At 32.2% G+C, this 18508-nt stretch carries 14 protein-coding genes and 1 pseudogene; 12 read left to right on the plus strand and 3 right to left on the minus strand.

Going from position 1 to position 18508, the window contains the following annotated elements; translation table 11 throughout:
* Nucleotides 1-335: 335 nt before the first annotated feature.
* From FQU21_RS14360 to FQU21_RS14410, 11 genes are all read left to right on the plus strand, one after another.
* A complete protein-coding gene (locus FQU21_RS14360) occupies nucleotides 336-1670 on the plus strand; it encodes a cytochrome ubiquinol oxidase subunit I (RefSeq protein WP_147678701.1) in 1335 nt (444 codons plus the stop codon).
* Nucleotides 1671-1672: 2 nt separating this feature from the next.
* Entirely contained in the window at nucleotides 1673-2749 is a 1077-nt protein-coding gene (cydB, locus tag FQU21_RS14365; protein ID WP_147678702.1) for a cytochrome d ubiquinol oxidase subunit II, read from the plus strand.
* Nucleotides 2750-2852: 103 nt separating this feature from the next.
* Nucleotides 2853-3752 carry an EamA family transporter gene (locus tag FQU21_RS14370; RefSeq protein WP_147678703.1) on the plus strand — a complete coding sequence of 300 codons (900 nt, stop codon included), beginning with the start codon at nucleotides 2853-2855 and terminating at the stop codon, nucleotides 3750-3752.
* Nucleotides 3753-3937: 185 nt separating this feature from the next.
* Nucleotides 3938-4522, plus strand: coding sequence for a TetR/AcrR family transcriptional regulator (locus FQU21_RS14375; RefSeq protein WP_147678704.1), 585 nt, complete (start codon nucleotides 3938-3940; stop codon nucleotides 4520-4522).
* 1 nt (nucleotide 4523) lies between these two features.
* Nucleotides 4524-5189 (plus strand): NAD(P)H-binding protein, encoded by a 666-nt coding sequence (locus FQU21_RS14380; RefSeq protein WP_147678705.1) that lies wholly within the window; start codon nucleotides 4524-4526, stop codon nucleotides 5187-5189.
* A gap of 15 nt (nucleotides 5190-5204) precedes the next feature.
* Entirely contained in the window at nucleotides 5205-5837 is a 633-nt protein-coding gene (locus tag FQU21_RS14385; RefSeq protein ID WP_147678706.1) for an NAD(P)H-dependent oxidoreductase, read from the plus strand.
* 102 nt (nucleotides 5838-5939) lie between these two features.
* Complete coding sequence (locus FQU21_RS14390) at nucleotides 5940-7100, plus strand: iron-containing alcohol dehydrogenase (protein ID WP_147678707.1); 1161 nt, start codon at nucleotides 5940-5942, stop codon at nucleotides 7098-7100.
* Nucleotides 7101-7468: 368 nt separating this feature from the next.
* Nucleotides 7469-9541 (plus strand): tetratricopeptide repeat-containing sensor histidine kinase, encoded by a 2073-nt coding sequence (locus tag FQU21_RS14395; protein ID WP_147678708.1) that lies wholly within the window; start codon nucleotides 7469-7471, stop codon nucleotides 9539-9541.
* Between the two features lie 182 nt (nucleotides 9542-9723).
* Entirely contained in the window at nucleotides 9724-11799 is a 2076-nt protein-coding gene (locus FQU21_RS14400) for a tetratricopeptide repeat-containing sensor histidine kinase (RefSeq protein ID WP_147678709.1), read from the plus strand.
* A gap of 96 nt (nucleotides 11800-11895) precedes the next feature.
* Nucleotides 11896-12693: a DUF6503 family protein gene (locus tag FQU21_RS14405; RefSeq protein WP_187269391.1), complete on the plus strand. Its 798-nt coding sequence runs from the start codon at nucleotides 11896-11898 to the stop codon at nucleotides 12691-12693.
* 211 nt (nucleotides 12694-12904) lie between these two features.
* A complete protein-coding gene (locus FQU21_RS14410) occupies nucleotides 12905-14059 on the plus strand; it encodes an iron-containing alcohol dehydrogenase (RefSeq protein WP_147678710.1) in 1155 nt (384 codons plus the stop codon).
* 166 nt (nucleotides 14060-14225) lie between these two features.
* On the opposite strand, the gene FQU21_RS14415 is transcribed toward FQU21_RS14410, so the two are convergent.
* The 3 genes and pseudogenes from FQU21_RS14415 to FQU21_RS17750 all read right to left on the minus strand — a co-directional run.
* The gene (locus tag FQU21_RS14415; RefSeq protein WP_147678711.1) at nucleotides 14226-15536 is read right to left on the minus strand and encodes a DEAD/DEAH box helicase; all 1311 of its coding nucleotides are present in this window, start codon (nucleotides 15534-15536) and stop codon (nucleotides 14226-14228) included.
* Nucleotides 15536-16879: a DEAD/DEAH box helicase gene (locus tag FQU21_RS14420; RefSeq protein WP_147678712.1), complete on the minus strand. Its 1344-nt coding sequence runs from the start codon at nucleotides 16877-16879 to the stop codon at nucleotides 15536-15538. Before FQU21_RS14420 ends, FQU21_RS14415 begins: the two co-directional genes overlap by 1 nt.
* 175 nt (nucleotides 16880-17054) lie before the next feature.
* Nucleotides 17055-17168, minus strand: a pseudogene (locus tag FQU21_RS17750) (cold-shock protein); the annotation flags it as partial.
* A 304-nt stretch (nucleotides 17169-17472) separates the two neighbouring features.
* On the opposite strand from FQU21_RS17750, the gene meaB reads away from it, so the two are divergent.
* On the plus strand, nucleotides 17473-18477 hold the full coding sequence (gene meaB / locus FQU21_RS14430; RefSeq protein WP_147678713.1) for a methylmalonyl Co-A mutase-associated GTPase MeaB: 1005 nt from the start codon (nucleotides 17473-17475) through the stop codon (nucleotides 18475-18477).
* Nucleotides 18478-18508 lie beyond the last annotated feature (31 nt).

Raw genomic sequence — 18508 nt, forward strand, 5'->3', positions numbered from 1 at the left:
TCTTAAGAGTTTCAATTATATAAAATAGAACAGAAAAAGTTCTATTCGCCGTTTTACTCATATATTATATTTGTACTATAATTAATATTATGTAAAATAGAATATTTTAAAACCTGTTCTACTTCATTAAAATATGTATTGTTTTTGTTACAATATTCTTGCGTAATACATATCCCAAACCAAAAGCATTGAGTAACTTTGTAATTAGTAAATAATTTGGACAATTTATATCTGTTAAATTTCTATAAATAAAAGTCATTTGTGTAACACAAGTCACTCTTTTACTTGGTAAAACCAGATACCTTTGTCCGCAACAAACATAAATTACTACTTTTATGGAAGACATGCTATTTTATGATAGAATGCAATTTGCGTTTACCATTACCTTTCACTATTTATTTCCGCAATTAACCATGGGCTTGTCCCTTTTGGTCGTTTATTTTAAAGGGAGATATCTTTACTCTAATCTTGAAAAATATAACGATGCTGCTAAATTTTGGATGAAAATTTTCGCCTTAAATTTTGCTATGGGTGTGGTTACGGGAATCCCCATGGAATTTCAGTTTGGCACCAATTGGGCTAAATTTTCAGAATTAACCGGAGGCATAATTGGCCAAACCCTCGCTATGGAAGGTATGTTCTCCTTCTTTTTAGAATCCTCCTTTTTAGGACTTTTCATTTTTGGAGAAAAACTCTTAGGCCATAAACTACATTTCGTCACAGGATTTTTAGTCTTTTTAGGCTCTTGGGCCAGTGGTTATTTAATTATTGCTACACACTCCTGGATGCAATATCCTGTAGGCTACGAAGTTCTAGAAAATGGCAAATTTGTACTTAATAATTTTGGGGCTTTATTTTCTAACCCATGGCTACTACCCTCTTATTTACACAATCAATTAGCCTCAATTATTACGGCATCCTTTGTGGTTGCTGGTATTGGTGCTTTCTATATTCTAAACAATAAACACAGCGAATTTGGAAAGCTCTTTTTAAAAACAGGTGTTGTTTTTGGTTTGGTATCCAGTATTTTAGTAGCGTTTCCAACTGGCGATTTAGTAGCTAAAAACGTGGTAAAACATCAACCAGTAACCTTTGCTGCTATGGAAGGGATTTTTGAAACTGAAGATGGCGGATCGGAAATTGTACTTATCGGTCAACCAAATATGCTTGAGCAAAAATTAGACAACAAAATTGCCGTTCCTAATATTTTAAGTTTCTTAACTTATCAAGACTGGAATGCAGAAATTAAAGGTTTAAATGAATTTGATAAAAGCACCCACCCTACCAATGTACCTGGCTTATATTATGCCTACCATATTATGGTTGGTTTAGGCACAATTTTTATAGGGCTTATGCTTTTGGCAGCGGTGCAACTTTATAGAAAAAAACTTTATAAAACCAAATGGATTTTATGGTCTCTGTTATTTATGATTCCGTTTCCATATATTGCAAATACCACAGGTTGGTACACCGCCGAATTAGGCAGACAACCTTGGTTAGTTTATAATTTACTGCGTACAACAGAAGGAGCTTCTCCAACGGTTTCGGCTGGAAATACGTTATTTACACTACTTGGTTTTATTGGTTTATACTTACTATTAGGTCTTTTATTTTTAATGCTTGCAGGCAAAATAATTAATAAAGGTCCACAACAACTTAACACACACTAATTATGGAATTATTTTGGTATATTGTTTTAATGACCATGTTGGCAATTTATGTCATTCTAGATGGTTACGATTTTGGAGCAGGCATTATTCACCTATTCTTTGCTAAAACAGAAAAAGATAAAAAAGCTATTACCAATGCTATTGGCCCCTTTTGGGATGCTAACGAAGTTTGGCTTATTGCTGCTGGCGGTGTGTTATTCTTTGCGTTTCCAACTTTATATGCCTCATCTTTTAGTGGATTTTACCTCCCCTTAATCATGATATTATGGTTGCTTATTTTTAGAGCCATAGGTCTCGAATTGCGTGGGCAAGTACATAACCGCATGTGGGAAGCTATATGGGATAAAGCTTTTGGTATTTCAAGTTTACTGTTAGCCTTGTTTTTTGGCGTGGCTTTAGGAAATGTAGTTCGTGGTGTTAATTTAGGAAATGTAGTTAATGGCGTGTCTACTCACGAAGCGCACTTTTTCTTTTTACCGCTTTGGAATCCAACCTTTAGCCCGCATGCCGAAGAATTAGGAATCATCGATTGGTTTACCTTATTATTGGGTATTATTGGTGTGGTTTCACTTGCCATTCATGGTGCCAATTGGATTATTTTTAAAACCAATTCAGATCTTAATGAGAAGCTAAAAAAAGTGGTTTTCAGTTTAAATATAGTTCTACTTATATTGGTAATTGTTTCTATTTCAATATGGCATATTATTGATCCAAACCCATTTCATAATTTTATGGTTCATCCTTGGTTATGGATTTTTCCAAGTATTACAATAGTTGGTTTGTTTGGTTTATTTAAGGTAAAATCATTTAAAAAACATGGCATCGGATTTTTGTTTTCCTCCTTATTTTTATTTGGAGGTTTAACCACAACAGTAGCATCTATTTTTCCAAAAGTGTTACCCTCTACAAACAGTATTAATCCAGATTTAACTTTATACAACGTGGCTGCTCATGAATACGGCTTATCAATTGGTATATATTGGTTTGTTATTGCTGTTATTTTGGTGGCTGTTTATATGTTTATTCAATATAAAGTGTTTAGTGGAAAAATGGATGATGTGGGTTACGGTGAACATTAATGACTTTGGCGTAAACAACCACATCATTAACCCTAATATTAAATCTCTATCATTTTTTTTAACATTAGTACTCTAAATACATCCATTATCTTATTTTCGCGCAATGTGGATGTATTTAGGGCTTTTAGCCGCGTTATTTTTAGGGTTACATAATTTATGTAAAAAACATGCTGTGCAGGGAAACGAGGTGTTTCCGGTACTTTTGGGTACAGTAACCTCTAGTTTTATTTTTCTTTTACCTTTTTTTATAGGTTCCATTTATTTTCCTGGGTTCACTAAGAATCTCGGCTTTTATATCGACCCTATCCCATGGGAAACGCATGGCTTTATTTTTATAAAATCGGCTATTATGGCAAGTTCCTGGGTTTTGGCTTACCAAGCACTTAAGCATTTACCCATAACTATTGTCACGCCTATTCGCTCTGCCGGTCCGTTTTTTACCTTTATTGGCGCTATCCTTATTTATGATGAAAAACCTAATGGCTTGCAATGGCTTGGCTTTTTTCTTATTATTTTTTCAGTGATGCTATATTCTAAAATTGGTAAAAAAGAAGGCATTAATTTTAAACGTAACCAATGGATTTTCGCCATTATAGCAGCCACTTTTTTAGGAGCTTCTAGTGGACTATATGATAAGTTTTTAATACAGAGCCTAGCTTTAGCCCCACAAACCTTATTGTTTTGGTTTAGTTTTTACGTCATTCTCATTTTACTGGTTATATTAACAATCACCTGGTTTCCATATGCTGAAAAGCGAAAAGCCTTTACATTCCGATGGACTATTCCAGCGGTTGGGGTTTTATTAACATCGGCCGATTATTTCTATTTTAAGGCGCTTCAAGATCCTGAAGCTTTAATTATGCTACTTTCAGCTATTAAGCGTAGCCAGATTATTATCGCTGTAGTTGTTGGAGGATTTCTCTTTAAAGAGCAAAACAAACGAAAAAAACTAGTGCCACTCACCGGAATTCTATTAGGTGTGTTCCTTATTTTATATGCGTAACAATGAAGTCTTGTAATGGTCGACTTAATTGTATAACTGACGACCTTAATATAACCCATATTTACTTTTTTAAACCAAGAGAAAATTAGAATTGTTTATACTAATGTTTCTAGAGATATATAAATGTATGTTAAAAAAGAATGAACATTCATTTTTTTATATATCTTTGTTTATAATTTAGAATTATGGCAAAACTTCAAAAAAGTATAGATAAAAGAAATGCGCTTGTAAAAGCGACTATAGAACTAGTAAATAATGCGGGGTTTCATGCTACACCAATGAGCAAAATAGCCAAAATGGCCAATGTATCACCTGCCACCATATATTTATATTTTGAAAACAAACAAGATTTAGTAAACCAAACATACATAGATGTTAAAGCAGAATATACCAAATATGCTTTTGATACATATGACGAAAATATGTCTGTGGAATCGGGTTTTGAACTAATTTGGAAACGCATAGCAGATTTTAAACTCAAAGAATGCGAACACGCCATGTTTTTAGCGCAATGTGACAACACCCCTATTATTGATGAAATAAGCCGTCAAGAAGGGATTAAACACCTACAACCCCTACTCGATCTTTGGGAGCGCGGTAGACAGGAGGGAATTATAAAACCCGTATCAGATTATCTGTTATATGCTTATGCTATTAATCCCCTATCATTTTTAATGATGGCTCAAAAACGTGGGGCTTTTCAATTAAATAAAACACATTTGGAGGAAGCTTATCAATCGGCTTGGAGTAGTATAAAAGTTTGTAAATAACATGAAGAAAACAGCTATTATATTAGGGGCAACAGGGTTAACGGGAAAACATTTACTTCAGAAATTAATTGAAGATGAGCGTTATGAAAGCATTAAATTGTTTTCGCGTTCTAAAATTGAAGGCTTACCTAATAAGGTAACACAATATATTGGAGATCTATTGAATTTGGAAGTTTTTAAACCCAATTTTAAAGCCGATGACGTGTATTGTTGTATTGGTACAACGGCAAAAAAAACACCAGATAAAAGACTATATAAAAAAATAGATTATGGTATTCCGGTAACAGCTGCAACCCTTTCAAAAGAAAATAATATACCAACGTTTATAGTCATTTCAGCTATGGGCGCTAATAAAAATAGTTCGATGTTTTACAATAAAACCAAAGGAGAAATGGAGCAAGATGTGTTAGGCCAAAACATAAAAAACACCTTCATTTTAAGGCCTTCTTTAATTGGTGGAGAAAGGCAAGAACTGAGATTATTAGAAAAAATAGGACTGGCAGTTTTCCAAGTCATTGAACCCTTTTTTATAGGGAAGCTAAAACAATACAAAATTATTAATGCTGAAACCATCGCGCAGGCTATGATTAATTTAGCAAATAGTAACAATCATGCCGAAACGATTATCACATCAAACGAGATAAAACAAATTTCAAAATCAAACTAAAAAAAATAGAATTACATGGAATTATTAGACAAATTAAACTGGAGATACGCTGCAAAAGCAATGAATGGAACACAAGTTCCTGAAGACAAAATTGAGCGCATTTTAGAAGCGGCGCGTTTAGCTCCAACATCAAGCGGACTGCAACCTTTCGAAATATTTGTTATTAAAAATCAAGATATTAAAGCACAAATTAAACCTGTTGCTTGGAATCAATCTGTAATTACAGACTGCTCCCACCTACTGGTTTTTGCTGCATGGGATACCTATACTGCCGATAGAATTAACCACATGTTCGATTTAACTAACGACATTCGTGGTTTTAAGAACGAAGGTTGGGAAAATTACCGCCAAATGCTTTTAAATTCTTATCCACAGAAAGATACAGAGGAAAACTTTAATCATGCAGCCAAACAAGCTTATATAGCTTTCTCGCAAGCTATTGTTGCTGCTGCTTTTGAAGGTGTGGATGCCACCCCTATAGAAGGTTTTGATCCAGCTGCTGTAGATGAAATTTTAGGATTGCGTGAAAAAGGATTGCGTAGTGCCGTTTTATTACCATTAGGCTATAGAAAAGATGAAGCAGATTGGTTAGTAAACCTTAAAAAAGTGAGAAAACCAATGGAAGAGTTAGTTACTGTTATAGAATAAAAACAATGAAACCTATTTGAATGGGGTACTTAAAATTACTAAAACTTTTAGGCTTTTGTAAGGTAGAAAAAAATGATTGTTAAAATATAAAGAAAGAAACAGATGAATAATTTTGAATTTAAAAATCCTACCAAAATAATTTTTGGAAAAGAGGCTATTAAAAAATTAGAAAATGAAATTCCAAACGATGCCAAAGTATTATTGCTTTATGGCGGTGGAAGTATAAAAAAAAATGGGGTTTACGAACAGGTAAAAACAGCCTTATCTAATTTTAATGTTGTAGAGTTTGGAGGTATTCCTGCCAATCCCGAATATGATACCTTAATAAAAGCGCTAACCCTTATAAAAGATGAAAAAATTACATATTTATTGGCTGTAGGTGGTGGTTCTGTTATAGATGGTACTAAATTTTTATCGGCAGCAGCTTTATTTAATGGTGCTACGCCGTGGGATATTTTAACTCAAAAGATTAGAACAGAAAAAGGAATGCCTTTTGGAACGGTTTTAACCCTACCCGCAACAGGATCTGAAATGAATTCTGGAGCCGTGATTACCCGAGCAGAAACAAAAGAAAAACTAGCCATGGGTGGTCCTGGTTTATTCCCAGAGTTTTCTATATTAGATCCACAGGTTATTGCTTCTATTCCACGTCGTCAATTGGCAAATGGTTTAACCGATGCATTTACACATGTTTTAGAACAATATATGACCTATCCAGTAGGAGCGCTTTTACAAGATCGTTTTGCCGAAAGTATTTTACATACCCTTTTAGAGGTTGCTCCTAAAGTATTAAAAAACCCATCCAATTATCAAGCAGCAGCAAACTTTATGTGGAGTTGTACCATGGCATTAAACGGACTTATTCAAAAAGGCGTCCCTAACGATTGGGCTGTTCATGCCATGGGACATGAGTTAACCGCTTTATTTGGTATAGATCACGCTCGTACATTAGCTATTATTGTTCCTAGTCATTATAAATATAATTTTGAAGCTAAAAAAGAAAAATTAGCACAATATGCCGAACGTGTTTGGCAGATTACAGAAGGGAGTATAGATGATAAAGCTTATGCGGCTATTGAAAAAACAGTAAATTTTTTCCATGAATTGGGCATCGATACCAAATTATCAGATTACACAATCGATTACCAAGGTACTGCCGAAGAAATTGCAAAAAGATTTACAGATCGAGGCTGGTTAGCTTTAGGTGAACATCAAGACATAACACCTGAAAAAGTAGAAAAAATTGTAAAAATGGCTTATTAAATTTATAATAAAAGCCTAAAAACAGTTTAAAAAGGTTGCCTAATTAATTAAGCAACCTTTTTTATTTGTAAATTATTCCTTGTTTTTAATATAATTTTTAAAGCAGAAACCTGTGCGTGTAATTATTTGGTTTTTACAATTAAAGCTTGTTAATGTAGATATCAATCCCGTTTGCATTTAAATATTCCAGTAGTTATTATGAATTCTAACTAAACCTCTACTAAAACCACTTTTTAATCGATTAAACATGTTTTTTATCTATTATATCTAATAAATATCATGGTTTATTGCGGTAAAATCTTTGCTTTAAATAATTTTACTACTTATATTGGGCTATATATAACTTCCCATTATATAGCCCAAAACTTATGCAAGCTATTTTTAAAATATATCGCCGCAGTTTATCCTATATCGGGATTTATTTTATACTAGCTTTTTTTTTAAATAGCTTTTCTGTCTGGTGTCAAAACAGAACAAAAGAAGACATACAGGCTAAAATTAGTACACTTCGAGAAACTCCAAATTTTCAAAAAGACACCACATATATTAATTTAGTATACCGATTAGGCAGAGAATATTTGAGTTATAATTTAGACAGTTTACTTATTGGTGCTAATGAAATTATTAAATTAAGTCAAGCCATTAAATACACAAAGGGTGAAGCTTTAGGATATTTAAATAAAGGCGGGTATTATTCTGGTACGGGTCAACAAGAGCTAGCTATTAAATGCTTTACTAAAGCAATTTCAAAAGCAAAAAAAACTAATGCTTTAGAAATTATATTAGAATCTAAGAGCGAATTAGGTAACGAGTATGCTTTTCAAGATGAGTATGCTAAAGCCTTACAGGAATATTTAAGTGGTATTGAAATAGCAAAAGAAAATAATAGTACATCCTATTTGTCTGTATATTATATTAACCTTTCCGTGCTTTATAGTAGCCAAAAAGAATATAACCAAACCATCTATTTTTTAAATAAAGCCATGAAGCTTAATAAAATAAAGGGGGATAAAAGGTTAACCGGAATAACCCTTTCTAATTTAGCATATACTTATGTGGAAATTGGAGATATAGCAAATGCCTCCATACATGTAGATGAGTGTATTTCTATTTTCGAAAACTTAAAACTACATCATTGGCTCACTTATGCTTATGAAATTAAAGCAAATATTTACATTGAACAAAATCAATTTAGTAATGCATTAATGTGGTTGAAAAAAAGTGAAGGCATTAATGAAAAAATCGATCAAAAACGCTATAAAATTGAGTTATATACACTTATGGCTCAAGCTTATTTTGGACTTAACAATTATGAACTTTCCGAAAGCTATGCTATGAAAGCTTTAAAGCTTTCAAAAGAATTCAATTCATTAGTAAACCGTAATGATATCTTAGATATTCTCTTTAAAATAAAAAAAATAACTGGCGACCTTTTTGCTGCACTTAGCTATTTAGAGGAATTGAAAGCCATTGCCGATACCATCAATATAAACAATAATAAAAAAGAATTACGAATATTAAAAACTAACCAAGCATTCAAACAAGAAAAAGAACAATATATTTTAATCAATAAAGAACGGCGTATAAAACATCGAAGTTATATCTTTATTGCAGTACTCATAATTCTCTCCTTTCTAACTGTTATTATTATTCTGAAAAAAAATAATAAAACGCAAAGCAGACTAAATCAAAAACTTTTAGAAAACACAAAAGCATTAGAGAAAAATCAAAAACATTTAAATGAAGTCAATGCTACTAAAAACAAATTATTTTCTATTATTGCTCACGATTTGAGAGGTCCCATAAATACGTTTAAATCTCTCTTCGATTTGTTTTTTAGTAGTGATCTTACGGCTAAAGAATTTATAACATTTATGCCGCAAATTGGCAAAAATATAGACAGTATCGCTTTTACCTTGAATAACTTGTTAACCTGGGGACAAACGCAAATGAATGGTTTGGTAACAAAACCAAGTGTTACAGCTGTAAAAACACTTGTTGACGAAAATATTAGGCTGCTTTCCAAGCAAGCCGAGGAAAAACATATACAAATTATAGGTGCCATAAGCTCGAAGGTTATCGTGTGGTGTGATAGAAACCAGATCGATATTGTTATTCGTAATTTAATTAGTAACGCGGTTAAATTTACCCCTATCCAAGGCACAATAACTATTAGTGCTATAGATAAAAAGGAAGCCTGGGAATTACAAGTTAAGGATACTGGGGTGGGTATGGATTCTAAAACTTTATCGAATATTTTTAAAGATAAATTTACGTCATCATCTTATGGTACCATGAATGAAAAAGGAACAGGTTTAGGACTTAAAGTATGTAAAGAAATGGTGAAAAATAATGGTGGACAAATTTGGGTAGAAAGTGTTTTAAATCAAGGAACTTCTTTTTTCTTTACCATACCAAAGCCACCAAAAAGTGATAATTGATTTTTTTTATGTTACACGTAACAATTTCCATTTTATTAGCTAAAAAACGCTTTTAATCTATTAAATTTGCTTTTTATCTTTATATATTGGATTTAAGTCCACTTTCATATTGGTAATTGTGGTATTATAATGTAATTTACAACTAATAGAATCATGCGTGTAAGTTTGTTAAATAGAGGATAATGAGCTGTAGAAGAATAATAAATAAATTAGATCCCGTAAAGATATCAAATCTCGCTTTATGGGTTATTATTATTTCTTGTTTAAACAGTTTCTCTTTACAGGCACAAAAATCAATAAAAAAAGACTTACAACTTAAAATAAAAACGCTTCAAAAAACTCATAATTTTAAGAAAGACACCGTCTATATTAATTTATTGTATGATTTAGGGATGCAATATAGCCAATACAACCTAGACAGCTTACGTATTGTTTCTAACGAGTCTTTAAATCTAAGTGATAAAGCAAATTATATAAAAGGGCAAATACAGGGTAATTTGCTCAAAGGCTTGTATTTTTCTAATAAGGGTGAACAAGATCAGGCCATTTTATATTTTTCTAAAGCAATATCCGATGCAGCAGCCACAAATGAAATAAATTTATTTCTAGAATCTAAAATTAAATTAGCCGTAGAATATAAATTTAAAGATGATTACGCTAAAGCACTAAAACAATATTTAGATGCCATTCAAATAGCCAAAACCTTTAATAAATATAATTTTTTATCTAGATGTTATGTAAACATTTCTGTAATTTATAGCATACAAAAGGAGTACCATCAAGCTATTTTCTATTTAATGAAGGCTATGGAACTCAATAAAAAAGATGAAAATGATATCATGGCAGCAAAAACCATGACTAATATAACCGATTGCTATATTAAAATAGGAGATTTAAAAAATGCATCTAGTATGGTAAACCGTGCTATAGCTATTTTTAAACCAGCTAAATTAGATTCTTGGTTGGCCTATGCTTTTGAATTAAAAGGGACTATTTATTTAAAACAAGAGAATTTTAATCTGGCTTTAATTTGGTTAAAAAAAAGCGAGAACATTCATAAACAAATTGATAAAAATCGATACAAAATTCCTTTATTTACACGCCTATCTAAAACGTATTTTGGCTTAAAAGAAATAGATTTTGCTGAAAATTATGCAAAAAAAGCACTTCAACTATCTAAAACGTTAAAAATAATAGATGGCCGTGATGCTATTTTAGAACTACTATACAAATTAGAAAAAGAAAGAAGACAACCAGAAAAAGCTATAACATACTTAGAAGAGCTAAAAACTATTTTAGACACGATAAATAAAAAAAACAACAGAAAAGAATTAAGAAGACTAAAATCTAATCTCGACTTTGAACAAGAAAAAGAACAATATATCTTAGAGAATGAACAACAACAAATTAAACAACTTAGCTATATTTATATTGCTTTATTAATAATTCTCGCGTTTTTGGTTATTATCATTATTCTAAAAAGAAACAATAAAGAACAAAATATTTTAAACCAAAAATTAACAGAAAACACGAGAGAATTACAACAAAACGAAGCCCATTTAAATGATGTTAATACCACTAAAAACAAGCTGTTTTCAATTATTGCTCACGACTTGAAAGGCCCTATAAATTCATTCAAAGAACTCTTCGATTTATTTAATAAAAGTGAGCTAACAACAGAAGAATTTATAGAGTTTATGCCACAAATTGGCGAAAATATAGACAGTATTGCTTTTACGCTAAACAACCTATTAACGTGGGGACAAACACAAATGAATGGTCTAGTAACCGAACCCAGTTTAACAAACATAAAAACTTTGGTAGATGAAAATATTGCATTACTCTCCAAACAAAGAGAGAGTAAATCAATACAAATTACAAATACTTTAAATCTTGATGTTGTCAGTTGGTGCGATAAAAACCAAATTGATATTGTTATTCGTAACCTAATTAGTAATGCTTTGAAATTTACACATAAACAAGGAGCAATTCATATACATGCATCAGAACAATCTAACTTATGGAAAATAGAAGTTAAAGATAATGGCATTGGCATTAGTAAAACCGCCTTAACTACTATTTTTAAAGAAAAAGACACATCAACGTCCTACGGTACAATGAATGAAAAAGGAACAGGTTTAGGTCTTCGAGTATGCAAGGAAATGGTAAAAAATAATGGCGGCCACATTTGGGTAGAAAGCGAAATAAACATAGGAACTTCTTTCTATTTTACTATTCCAAAAACAAAGGCCACCTAATATTGTTATACCAATAATTTATTTTAAATATCTAGTATTTTTTGACAGGTATTTACATATAAACGACAAAGTTTTTAATCTAAAAAAAAAACAATTATGCCTACAAAATACGTTTTAATGTTTTTCTCCATAATGTGGTTGTTATCATGCAATTATAAAGAGAAAAAAAACTCACCTAAAATAATAGAAACAACAACTAAAACCCCCTCGCCTATTTCTTTAACAAAATCTGAAAAAATATTAAATGAAACCATTAGGGCTCATGGTGGTAATTTATACAAAACCGCTAAGTATTCATTTGTTTTTAGAGGCAATACGTTTCAATTTATAAATGATGGTTCTAATTACGAATACACCAAAACCTATAAAAAAGGAGATTCATTAATTAAAGATGTTTTAAAAAACGGGGTCTTTACAAGAACGGTTGATAACACAGCCATCACACTTTCAGAAAAAGACATTGCCAGCGGTAGCGGAACCATAAATTCTGTAATTTATTTTGCTACACTACCCTATAAGCTGAATGATGACGCCGTGAATTCTAAATACATTGAAAACACCACCATCAAAGGGAAAACTTATGATGTTATTGAAATTACCTTTAACCAAGATGGTGGTGGTGAAGATCACGACGATGAATACTACTATTGGATAAATACAAACACTAAAAAAATAGATTACTTAGCCTATAATTACAGCGTAAATAAAGGTGGTGTTCGTTTTAGAAGAGCTTATAACAAGCGTGTTGTAAACGGTATTACCTTTCAAGATTATGTGAATTATAAAGCACCAGTGGGTACGCCTTTAAAAGATTTACCGACCCTTTTTGAAGCTAACCAACTTACAGAACTTTCTAAAATAAATACGGAAGATGTTGTCAACCTGAATAAGTAATAGATTTAAATCAAATTTTATTATTTTTAAGAAACTTTATTAAAATCAAAAAGCTCTGAATAGCATGCAATTCAGAGCTTTTTGATTTTATGAATTTGAAATTTTAGACACTCATAAAGCTGATGGAGATTTCAAATGATAAATATCATATAATTCATTCAACTTATATAAGATCTTTGAAGTATTATAAATCAGGAAATAAAAAGATAACATGTTACAAAACAGAAGAATATATTTACCACCTTTAAGTCTTATCGGACCAGGAGCATTAAATGATTTAGGAGAAGAATTAAAAAGCTTAAATTATAAAAAGGCGCTATTTGTTACTGATAAAATTTTAGTAAAATTAGGTGTGGCTCAAAAAGTACTTGATGTTGTAAAATCAGCCAAAATAGAGGTTGTTGTTTTTGATGATGTGCACCCCAACCCAACAGTAAAAAATGTTGATCACGGTTTGGCTTTATTAAAAGAAAACAATTGCGATTTTATAATCACACTTGGAGGAGGCTCGCCTCAAGATTGTGGGAAAGCCATTGGAATATTAGCTACAAATGGTGGGAAAATTGGAGATTATGAAGGCATTAACTTATCTAAACAAAAATCGTTACCATTAATAGCCATTAATACGACCGCAGGTACAGCCAGTGAAGTTACTATTAATTATGTGATTACAGACGAAAAACGCCATATAAAAATGGTCATGGTCGATAAAAACTGCTTAGTTTCTATTGCCGTAAATGATCCTGTATTAATGTTAGGGAAACCTGCAGGGCTTACCGCAGCTACAGGCATGGATGCTTTAACACATGCCATAGAAACCTATGTAACCAAAGGGGCTTTTGGTTGGTCTGACGCCTTAGCACTAGAAGCTATAAAACTAATTTCTCAAAGTTTAGAAATTGCGGTTGTCGACGGACAAAATCTCGAAGCTAGAAGTAAAATGGCTTGGGGGCAGTTTATTGCAGGTCAGGCATTTTCTAATGCAGGTTTAGGTTTTGTACATTCTATGGCACATCAATTAGGAGGCATGTATGATATGCCACATGGCGTTGCAAATGCTATTTTGTTACCGCACGTAGAAAAATTTAATCTTCCTGCATGTGCTCATAAATTAAAAAAAGTAGCAAGAGCCATGGGAGTTGGCGTTTTAGAAATGAGCGATACTCAAGGTGCTAATGCCGCTATTGAAGCTATTAAAGCGTTATCAAAATCAGTAGGAATTCCTTCTGGTTTAAAAGAGTTTAATGTTAAAGAAGAAGACTTTGAAGAAATGGCTAAAAATGCTTTAGCCGATGTTTGTACAGGTGGAAACCCAAGAGAAGTTACTTTAGAAGACACTATTGCTATTTATAAAGCCGCGATGTAAAACTATAAATTTTACCATAATTTAAGGTGCTAAAATTATTTGAGCACAAACTTTATTTTGAAAAAAAGACTGTATTTTTAAAATTATAGTCTTTTTTTTCATTTAATACTAACCTAAATAAAAATCCATAACGTATAATCTTAATTTAAATCTATTGGATTAGATATTAAATTAAAGTAACTCGTACTTTTTTCTTTTTTAACCGAGTATTGTTTATTTTAGAAATAATATGCTCTGCTCTCGCTTTAGGAACAGCCACAAAAGCACAATCTTGTTTTAATTCAATAACGCCAATTTCAGTTTTATCCAAATGGCACTGTTTAAAAAGTACGCCTGCAATATCACCTTTGGATATTTTATCTTTTCTTCCGCCTGAAATAAATAATGTGCTCCATTGGGTAGCCATTCTAGTCGTTTTTCCACTAGGCACTATCGTTTCTGTAGTTTCTATAAAATCGGGAGTTGTTTCTTTTTCCCATTGTAACACATAGGCCGTTCCTTCAGTATTCATACGGGCCGTTCTACCATTTCTATGGGTAAATTCTTCAGCTTTTAATGGCAGTTGATAATGGATAATATAGTTCAATTCTGGAATATCTAAACCACGTGCAGCCAAATCGGTCGCTATGATAATTTGATGGGTTCCATTACGGAATTTTATTAAAGCGCGTTCGCGATCTTGTTGCTCCATTCCTCCTTGAAAACAACCATGTGCAATTTTGTTATCGTTTAAAAAATCGCTAAGATATTGGATGGTGTCTTTAAAATTACAGAAAATAATACCCGGTTTATTTCCGATATCCTGTAATAAATCAACTAAAGTTTGCAACTTATTTTTATCTGGCGATACCACTTTTTTTATTTCTAATTTAGACACTTTGGTATCTAAATAATCAATCACCAATTCGTTTTCTAAACCGACAAATTTGGGGATTTCCATATCCTGAGTTGCCGACGTTAAAATCCGTTTTTCAATATAAGGCAAACTACTGATAATCTCGCTCATTTCTTTTTCGAAACCAACCTCTAAAGATTTATCAAATTCATCTAAAACCAGCGTTTTAATATCTTCAACTATAAAAGTTTCCCGACGCAAATGATCCGCTATACGACCCGGTGTTCCCACCAAAATAGCTGGCGTGTGCGCTAATTCTATTTTATCTTTAGAAAAATGACGTCCGCCATAAACGGCGTTGGCTTTAAAACCAGAGCCTATAGTACGAATAACTTGTTCTATTTGAATAGCCAACTCACGAGAAGGTACCAAAATAAGTAATTGTACGTTTTCGCAATTTTTGTCTAAAGCCGTAATGGTTGGTAATAAAAAAGCCAGCGTTTTACCGGTTCCCGTAGGAGATAAAAGCACGGTGTTTTCAACATTAGTAATAGATAACAACGCTTCTTCCTGCATAGCATTAAGCGCTTTAATATTCAATTTATCTAAAATACGTTGTTGTGTTTTTCTGAACTGACTCATTACCTATTTTTCTTTTTCTTCTTTACCACCTCTTGTTTGTCAACAATCGTATTGTTTTCTGCTATATAATTCGCTAGGATTTTATCCACCAATTCTTCTTTTGTTAAATGATGAAAAATGGTTTTTACTTTTGCTTTAAAATCCTCCGGAATATCACGATTTGGTTTTGTTTTAAATATTTTTCTAGCCCAAAGTAAACCGTTATTTTCTTCGATACTCTTAGCATCTGCTTTTTGAAATTGGGTGAATTTAATGCCTAATTCTGCTTCAAATTCTGGAATATCTTGTACTTCATCTTCTTGAATAACACTTAAAGATAAACCGGTTGTTCCTGCCCTAGCTGTTCTTCCACTTCGGTGTACATAAGCATCATAAGTATCCGGTAAATGGTAATTTACCACAAAGGCTAAATCTTTAACATCGATACCACGAGCCGCTAAATCTGTGGCCACTAAAATATTGATATGCCCTTCTCTAAATTGCCCCATAATACGATCGCGAATGCCTTGAGATAAGCTCCCATGTATAGCTCCAGATGAGAATTTATTGATGGCTAAGTTTTTTGCCAATTTATTTACTGCGGCTTTAGTTTTACAGAATATAATACCGCGTTGCCCTTCGTTAGTATTTAGAAAGTGCATCAACACATTAAGTTTTTCTATAGGTTCTACCACTACATATTGATGATCGATGCCTTGATGCCCCTTAGTTTCCATGTTGGCCTCAATAGTTACCACGTGTTTAGATAAACTATTTTGAACCAACTGTTTTATAGTTCCAGGCATGGTTGCCGTAAACAATAATGTACGTCTTGTTTTTGGTAAAGCTTTAATAATAGCATCCACACCTTCTTTGTGTGCGCTAATCATTTCATCGGCTTCATCTAAAATAAAATACGTAATCTCTTTAATATTTATAGCGTTTCTCTCAATTAAATCGGCTAAACGTCCAGGAGTTGCTACCACAATATGTGTGGTGTTTTTTAATGCATCTATTTGTGGTTTAATAGGAATTCCTCCAAATAAACCAGCTATAGAAACCTGTAAATCTTCAGGGTTAAAAGACTCTAAATTGTTATAAATTTGTTGGCCTAACTCGCGTGTGGGTGCTAAAATTACGGCTTGTATATTACTTTTGCTGCTATCTACTAACTGAAGTAATGGTAATCCAAAAGCGGCTGTTTTTCCTGTTCCTGTTTTTGCTATAGCAACAACATCGTCCGTTTTGGTTAAAATTACGGGTATGGTTTTTTCTTGAATATCTGTTGGTACCGTTATGTTTAACGTTGCTAAACTACGTTGTAATGCAGCGTGAATACCTAAACTAGAAAATGATTGTGACATAAATTATATTTTGTGCAAAGATAGTAGAGTTTTGCTGGTATTTTAGATTTATAATTGAAGTATTATGGCCTAAAAAAAAGCCTATACAATAATGGATAGGCTTTTATAATTAATAGCGTATATGTTATAAAACTTTTTTACCTTCTTCTAAATCAAATTCAACTTCGTCATTCTAACAAATTTCATCTACTAATCCAGAAATGTAAACAAAATGTTCTTTGTTTGAACCTTCTTAAGAGATGAATACAAAACCTTTAGCATCATTGAAGAATTTTACTGTTACTTTATTACAATATTATATATTTATTCAGCCCTAAAAAGGTAGCCTTAAATACATGAGAAACTTGTTTTATTAATAATAAATCGAAATTATTTTTTTGATTTTCAGTATTCTAGAAATACAACGCCTTTATATTTCAAATTCAAAATACAAACAAAAACGATTTATACCATTTATATCCTAATTTTTAGCAACAAATTCATGCTTTAAAAAGGATTAAAAACACACGGTATTTTATGTTCTTTTTTGCAATATGAGTATATTTGTTATAGTACTTTTCCCTCTGAAATAAACCTAGTTTTATACCCAATAAATGAAAAATTACAAACCAAAAAACAGATTAACACCAGAGGCTTACATCGATGGTATTTTAAAAGGAGATCGCGTTACATTATCACGTGCCATTACTATTATTGAAAGTAATTTAGAAAGCGATAAAAAATTAGCTAAAGAAATTGTTCAAAAAATATTACCAAGTTCAGGTAAATCCATCCGTATTGGTATTACAGGTGTTCCTGGCGTTGGAAAAAGTACATTTATAGAAGTTTTTGGATTGTATTTAGTGAAACAAGGCCATCGGGTTGCCATATTATCTATAGACCCAAGTAGTCAACGATCTAAAGGAAGTATTTTAGGAGACAAAACTAGAATGGAAGATTTAGCAAATTTAGAAGAGGCTTATATTAGACCTTCTGCTTCTGGCGATACTTTGGGTGGTGTTTCTAACAAAACAGGCGAAACAATGCTCCTTTGTGAGGCTGCTGGCTACGATGTCATTTTAATTGAAACCGTTGGTGTTGGGCAGTCTGAAACAGCGGTACATGGCATGACGGATTTCTTTTTACTTTTAATGCTCGCTGGTGCTGGAGATGAACTACAAGGCATAAAGAAAGGGATTATGGAAATGGCTGATATGGTCGTTATTAACAAAGCCGATGGCGAAAATATTACCATGAGTAATATGGCGAAAAGACAATACCAAAATGCGCTTCATATTTTTCCGGCTTCGGAATCTGGATGGCGTCCTGTTGTGAGCACAGCTTCGGCTATAAAAAACATTGGAATTTCGAAAGTTTGGGACGAAATTTTAAAATTTAAAACATTGGTGGACGACAATGGTTATTTCTTAAAAAATAGAAATCACCAACAAATAAAATGGATGTATAATAATATTAATGAAGAACTAAAACAGCTATTTTACGGTTCTAAAAATATTAAAAACGAACTGTCTTCGTTAGAAAACGATATTGTTACCAATAAAATTTCGCCTGTTAAAGCGGCCCAGGAAATTATAGAACAATTTAAAAAATCGTTTTAAAACCTAATGATTAATTCTTGAAACCGATCTG

Source organism: Algibacter pacificus (genome assembly GCF_008033385.1).
GTDB classification, from domain to species: domain Bacteria; phylum Bacteroidota; class Bacteroidia; order Flavobacteriales; family Flavobacteriaceae; genus Algibacter; species Algibacter pacificus.